The sequence below is a fragment of the Mesorhizobium sp. M7A.F.Ca.MR.362.00.0.0 genome (assembly GCF_004023175.1).
Classification (GTDB): Bacteria; Pseudomonadota; Alphaproteobacteria; order Rhizobiales; family Rhizobiaceae; genus Mesorhizobium.
The window spans coordinates 3,990-10,603 of the sequence record NZ_RZTF01000079.1 but is presented as its reverse complement, the minus strand read 5'-3'; the positions used below and the strand labels follow the sequence as shown (position 1 = coordinate 10,603).

Genomic DNA, 6,614 nt, shown 5'->3' with positions numbered 1-6,614 from the left:
TCTCGGCGCCTGTCGGCTCGCCGACGACAAATACAGGAACTTGTCATGCGACCAGCCTTCGGCGGCATCGACTTCGGCACTTCGAACTCCACTGTTGGCGTGGTCCGCAACGGGCAGCCGCGCCTCGTCGCCCTGGAGGACGGCCAGGTGACACTGCCCAGTGCCGTGTTCTTCAACTTCGAGGACAACCGCACCTGCTTTGGCCGTCACGCCATCGCCAACTACACCGACAGCATCGAAGGCCGGCTGATGCGTTCGCTGAAGAGCGTGCTCGGCAGTTCGCTGGCCCATGAAAAGACCCGCATCAAATCGCGGTCGATCGGCTTCATGGACATCGTCGGCATGTTCCTCGGACATCTCAAGATGAGGCTGGAAGCAGATGCCGGCGATACGGTCGAGACCGTCGTTCTTGGCCGGCCGGTGCAATTCGTCGACGACGATGCCGAGGCCGACGCGAAGGCGCAAAGCGAACTCGAGAACGCCGCCCGTGGCCAGGGCTTCAAGCACATCGCTTTCCAGTTCGAGCCGATCGCGGCGGCGCTCGACTACGAACAAAAGGTGACATGCGAGGAACTGGCGCTGATCATCGATATGGGCGGCGGCACGTCGGACTTCTCGATCGTGCGCGTCTCGCCGCAGCGCTCCCGTTCGCTCGACCGCAAGGACGACATCCTGGCCAGCCGGGGCGTCCATATCGGCGGTACGGATTTCGACCGGCTGCTGAGCATCGCCCATGTGATGCCGCAACTCGGCTATTTGACGCCGACCAAGGACGGCAAGCGCAATCTGCCGGCAAGCTACTTCATCGACCTCGCGACATGGCAGCGCATCAACCTGGTCTACACCGCCAAAGCGATGACGCATCTGCGCCAGATCCGCTACGAGGCCGAGCGCGCCGACCTGGTCGACCGTTTCATCCACATCGTCGAACACCGCTTTGGACACGCGCTGGCCGCACTTGTCGAAAAAGCCAAGATAGAGCTGACCGACAGGTCATCCGCAGAGGTCGTGGTGAAGCTGCCGGGTGCGGAGTTCGCCGCCGAAATCGCGCGCAACGGGCTGGATGCCACGATCGCCAGGGACATCGAGCGGGTCACAGCGACGGTGGCGCAGACCATCCGGGACGCTGAGGTGAAGCCATCCGACATCACCGCGGTATTCCTGACCGGCGGATCGACCGCGATCCCGCTGGCAAGGCGAGAAATCCTGTCGCTGGTGCCGCAGGCATCCGTCATCGAAGGCGACATGTTCGGCTCGGTCGGACTTGGCCTGGCGCTGGATGCGCAGCGAAAGTTCGGTTGACCGGGTCCATTGATATTCAGGTGATGCCGGCCTGCAAATGGCTGATACCTGCGCTTCCGGTGCTCACGTACTTTAAGTACGCTCCGCTCCGGTTCTCGGCATCAGCCATTTTCGACTCGGCCTGACCTGAATCTCAGCGAACCCTCACCGTTGATCCGACGTACCCAGATGCGCCTTGAGCGCCATCTGGGCCAGGCTTGCCTGGCGATCGCGATGGGTGATCATGGCGAAGTCGCGTTTCGGCAGTTGGAGCGGCACCGACCTCAGACTGCCTTCGGCCACGGCGCGTGCCACGACAAGTTCGGAAATGATGGTGGCGCCGGCCCCCGCCTCGACGGCCTGGCGAATAGCTTCATTGCTCGGCAGCACCAGGAATATCTGGAGGTCGGCGAGCGAAATCCCTTCGTGGCGCGCCAGATCCTCCAGCACCTCGCGCGTGCCGGAACCGCCCTCACGGATGATCCAGCGCAGGCCCTTGATGTCAGGGCGGCCGGGCGCGACTTCGGGGATCTCCGGATGCGCGCTGGCAACCACCAGGATCAGCCTGTCGACGTCGACCTTGGTGCGGCGCAATATGTCGGACTCGGTGCGCCCCTCCACCAGGCCGAGATCCGCCGCGCCATCGAGGACATTGGCCTCGACCTGCCTGGTGTTGCCGATGGAGACGCTCAGCCTGACGGCCGGATAGGCTTCGTGGAAGGAAGCCAGCCGGCGCGGCAGCCAGTAGCTGGCGATAGTCTGGCTGGCGGCGATCGAGAGGCTGCCGGTGACGGTCTGCGAGACATGCTCCAGCACATTGCGCGCGGCGGCGGCCCGCTCGAGCACGGCCTTGGCCTCGGGCAGGAACCGGTGGCCGGTCTGGGCAAGCTCGATGTTGCGGCCGACGCGGTTGAACAGATGGACGCCGTGCTGTTCTTCAAGCGCCCGGATGGCGGCCGATGCGGCCGACTGCGAAATGCCCAGCAATTCCGCCGCCTTGGTCATATGGCCGCGCTCGGCGACGGCGACGAAAATGCGCAACTGGTCCAGGGTCATGTCTGTATTAAGAACCAATATCGATCGAATTTACAAGAACAACTGATTAGACGGATCGATAGCTTTATTCTAAGTTTCCTCGTGAAGTTAGAAAAAATTCGCCGAGAGATCGCAGAGAGCAGAATGATCGGGCGGTTCAGATCCCTGCTTGCGCATTGGACCCGCGGCATAAGACGGCGGCTGGCCGGCGATCGCTACCACCCGGAAGAGCATTACATGCGCGGCCCCGGACCGAAGACGCGGGCCAAATCCATGGGCCGTACAGGCGCCACCGGATCATGATGCAGGGACCGCCGCGCGGCGCGAATTCGGCACCATCGCAACGCCCGCTTGCCGACACGCGGGCGCCTGACGAAGGCGACGGCGTCGACACCTCGCCTGATGTTTCCGACAGCATCGCCAAGACGACCTGCTACATGTGCGCCTGCCGCTGCGGCATCGATGTGCACATCAAGGATGGCAAGGTCCGCTACATCAACGGCAACAAGGACCATCCGGTCAATCGCGGCGTGATCTGCGGCAAGGGCAGCTCCGGCATCATGCAGCACTACAGTCCGGCAAGGCTGAAGAAGCCATTGCTGCGCACCGGCCCGCGCGGCTCCGGCGAGTTCCGCGAGATCGAGTGGGAAGAGGCGTTTTCGATCGCGACGGAACGGCTCTCGGCCATCCGCCGGACCGACCCCAGGAAGCTGGCCTTCTTCACCGGCCGCGATCAATCCCAATCCTTGACCGGCTGGTGGGCGAGCCAGTTCGGCACGCCGAACTTTGCCGCCCATGGCGGCTTCTGTTCGGTCAACATGGCGGCCGGTGGTCTCTATACGATCGGCGGTTCGTTCTGGGAGTTCGGTGAGCCCGACTGGGACAACACCCGGTATTTCATGCTGTTCGGCGTCGCCGAGGATCACGATTCCAACCCGATCAAGATCGGCCTCGGCAAACTCAAGGCGCGCGGCGCCAAGGTCGTCTCGATCAACCCGTGCCGCACCGGCTACAATGCCATTGCAGACGACTGGATCGGCATTCGGCCCGGCACCGATGGGCTGTTCGTGTTCGCCCTCATCCACGAATTGCTCAAGGCGGGCCGCGTCGATCTCGATTACCTGCTGCGCTACACCAATGCCCATGTTCTCGTCGTGCAGGAGCCGGGTGCCGCCGATGACGGGCTGTTCGTGCGCGACGCCGACGGAAATCCGTTGGCGTGGGACAGGGTTGCGAAGACGCCTGTCGGCGCCACCGATGCCAGTGCGAAGCCGGCACTGACGGGCAGCTTCACGGTCGGCGGGCGCCACTGCGTCCCGGTGTTCCAGCTCATCGCCGACCGCTACCTCGATGAGAGCTATGCGCCGGACGCGGTCGCCGAGCGCTGCGGCATTGCCGCCGATACGATCCGCAGGATCGCCGCCGAACTTGCGCATGTCGCCTTCGAACAGACGATCGAATTGCCGATCGCCTGGACCGACTGGGCCGGACGCCGGCACGAGACCATCAATGGGCGGCCTGTCTCGATGCACGCCATGCGCGGCATCTCGGCCCATTCGAACGGCTTCCACACCTGCCGCGCCATCCATCTCCTCCAGGTGTTGCTGGGCACGGTGGATGTCCCTGGCGGCTTCCGTTTCAAGCCGCCCTACCCCCGCTCCGCTCCGCCCGGTCCCAAGCCGGCCGGCAAAACCGTCAAGCCGATGACGCCGCTTGACGGCATGCCACTCGGTTTCGTCTGCGGGCCGGACGATCTTTTGGTCGATGAGGCCGGCACGCCGCATCGCATCGACAAGGCCTATTCCTGGGACGCACCGCTGGCCGCGCATGGCCTGATGCACACCGTCATCCGCAATGCCTGGGACGGCGACCCGTACCCGATCGATACACTGATGATGTATATGTCGAACATGGCGTGGAATTCCTCGATGAACACCGTCGAGACCATTGCCATGCTGACCGACCATGACGATGCGGGCAACTACAAGATCCCCTTCATCATCTATTCCGATGCCTATTATTCCGAGACCGTGCCGTTCGCCGACCTCGTGCTGCCCGACACCACCTATCTTGAGCGCCATGACTGCATCAGCCTGCTCGACCGGCCGATCAGCCATGCCGACGGGCCGGGCGACGCCATCCGCCATCCCGTCGTCGAACCTGACCGCGACGTCCGGCCGTTCCAATCGGTGCTGATCGAACTCGGCGCGCGGCTCGGCCTGCCCGGTTTCGTCAACGACGATGGCTCGGCCAAGTATGCCGACTACGCCGACTACATCGTCAACCATGAGCGCACATCAGGCATCGGCCCGCTCGCCGGATGGCGCGGCAAGGACGGGACGTCGACTGGCAGGGGCGAGGCCAACCCGGACCAGATGCAGCGCTACATCGACAATGGCGGCTTCTGGCACCACGATTTCGCCGACGACCAGCGCTATTACAAGATGGCCAACCGCTCCTATCTCGATTTCGCGGAGCAGATGGGCTTCATCCCCAAGGCGGAACCGATCGTCTTCCAGCTCTATTCCGAGCCGCTGCAGCGTTTTCGCCTGGCCGCACGTGGGCACGGTCACGTCTTGCCGCCAGAGGCCGATCGCCAACGCATCGAGACCTACATGGACCCGCTTCCGTTCTGGTACATGCCCTTCGAGGAAGCGGTCGTCGACCTCGAAAAATTTCCCCTGCATGCGCTGACGCAGCGGCCGATGCACATGTACCATTCCTGGGGATCGCAGAATGCGTGGCTGCGGCAGATCACCAGCCAGAACCGGCTGTTCGTGCATCACCGTACGGCAGCTGGCCTCGGCCTTGTCGACGACGACTGGGTGTGGATCGAAAGCATCAACGGCAGGGTGAAGGGGCAGATCAAGCTGATCGACGGGGTCAACGAAAGCACGGTCTGGACCTGGAACGCCATCGGCAAAAGGCGCGGCAGCTGGGGGCTGAAGGACGACGCGGCCGAGAGCAACCGCGGCTTCCTGCTCAACCATATCATCGGCGACCAGACCTCGGCTGACGCTCAGGGCAAACGCTATTCGAACTCCGATCCTGTGACCGGCCAGGCGGCATGGTTCGATTTACGCGTGCGCATCGTCAAATGCGCCGCCGAAGAAGCCGGCTTCACCGAGCCGCAATTCGAACGTTTCCAGCAGCCACCGCATTTCGAACCCTCGCCCGACAGGCTGACTTTCGGCGCCGAATTCCGCCGGGCAAGAGAGACGACTGAATGACCTGTCTGCCAAGCCAAAGCGACAAGAAACTCGGCCTCGTCATCGACCTCGATACGTGCGTCGGCTGCCAGGCCTGTGTCACCGCCTGCAAGGAATGGAACACCGGCGGCCACATGGCGCCGCTGACCGACATCGACCCCTATGGCGGCCATGTCGACGGCGTCTGGTTCAACCGCGTGCACGCTTACGAGCACACCACCGAGATGGGCGGACGGACGGTGAACTTCCCGCGCTCCTGCCTGCATTGCGAGACGCCGGCCTGCGTCACCGTCTGCCCGACCGGCGCCTCCTACAAGCGGGCCTCGGACGGCATCGTGCTGATCGACGAGGACAAGTGCATCGGCTGCAAATTGTGCAGCTGGGCCTGTCCCTATGGCGCACGCGAATTCGACACCGATGTCGGCGTGATGAAGAAGTGCACGCTGTGCGTCGACCGCATCTACAATGACAATCTGGCCGAAGAGGACCGCGTACCGGCCTGCGTCGCCGCTTGCCCGACCAGCGCCCGGCATTTCGGCGATCTCGGCGATCCCCTGTCGGCTGTGTCGCAACTGGTGGCGGAGCGCGGCGGTGTCGACCTGATGCCTGAGCTCGGCTATCGCCCGACCAACAAATATTTGCCGCCGCGCGCCCACACCGCGCGCGCCGCATCGGTGGCCGCGCCGGCATTGGAACCGGTGCGGGCCGAAGGCGGTTTCCTCGGCTGGGTCGACCGCATGCTTTCGAACTGACCCATGCATCCAGCCTTCTCCGTCGTCTTCTTCACCACCGCCACCGGCGCGGGCTACGGCCTGCTCGCGCTGCTGGGCGTGCTTGGAGGCTTCCAGATCATCCCACCCGATTTCTGGCTGGGCTTCATCGGCATGGGGCTGGCGCTCGGCCTGATCGTGGCCGGCCTGTTGTCCTCGACGGGTCATCTCGGCCGCCCCGAACGCGCCTGGCGGGCGTTCTCGCAATGGCGCAGTTCATGGCTGTCGCGCGAAGGCGTCGCCTCGGTCATCACCTTCATCCCGGCGGGACTGTTCGGCATCGGTTGGATATTCTTCGGCAAGACCGATGGCTGGGTCG

5 protein-coding genes are annotated in these 6,614 nt (G+C 63.9%); 4 read left to right on the top strand and 1 reads right to left on the bottom strand.

Translation table 11 applies throughout. The features are described from left to right. Positions 1-45: 45 nt before the first annotated feature. On the top strand, positions 46-1,302 hold the full coding sequence (locus EOC06_RS13060; RefSeq protein WP_128307953.1) for an Hsp70 family protein: 1,257 nt from the start codon (positions 46-48) through the stop codon (positions 1,300-1,302). A gap of 144 nt (positions 1,303-1,446) precedes the next feature. Here the strand turns inward: EOC06_RS13060 and EOC06_RS13055 are convergent, their stop codons facing one another. Beyond that, positions 1,447-2,337: a LysR family transcriptional regulator gene (locus tag EOC06_RS13055; RefSeq protein WP_128287806.1), complete on the bottom strand. Its 891-nt coding sequence runs from the start codon at positions 2,335-2,337 to the stop codon at positions 1,447-1,449. A 278-nt stretch (positions 2,338-2,615) separates the two neighbouring features. On the opposite strand from EOC06_RS13055, the gene EOC06_RS13050 reads away from it, so the two are divergent. From EOC06_RS13050 to EOC06_RS42435, 3 genes are all read left to right on the top strand, one after another. Continuing rightward, positions 2,616-5,546 (top strand): molybdopterin oxidoreductase family protein, encoded by a 2,931-nt coding sequence (locus EOC06_RS13050; protein WP_164898563.1) that lies wholly within the window; start codon positions 2,616-2,618, stop codon positions 5,544-5,546. After that, on the top strand, positions 5,543-6,277 hold the full coding sequence (locus EOC06_RS13045; RefSeq protein ID WP_127267783.1) for a 4Fe-4S dicluster domain-containing protein: 735 nt from the start codon (positions 5,543-5,545) through the stop codon (positions 6,275-6,277). Before EOC06_RS13050 ends, EOC06_RS13045 begins: the two co-directional genes overlap by 4 nt. 3 nt (positions 6,278-6,280) lie before the next feature. Continuing rightward, positions 6,281-6,614 (top strand): DmsC/YnfH family molybdoenzyme membrane anchor subunit (locus EOC06_RS42435; protein WP_245469553.1); only part of this gene is annotated, 334 nt, incomplete at its 3' end.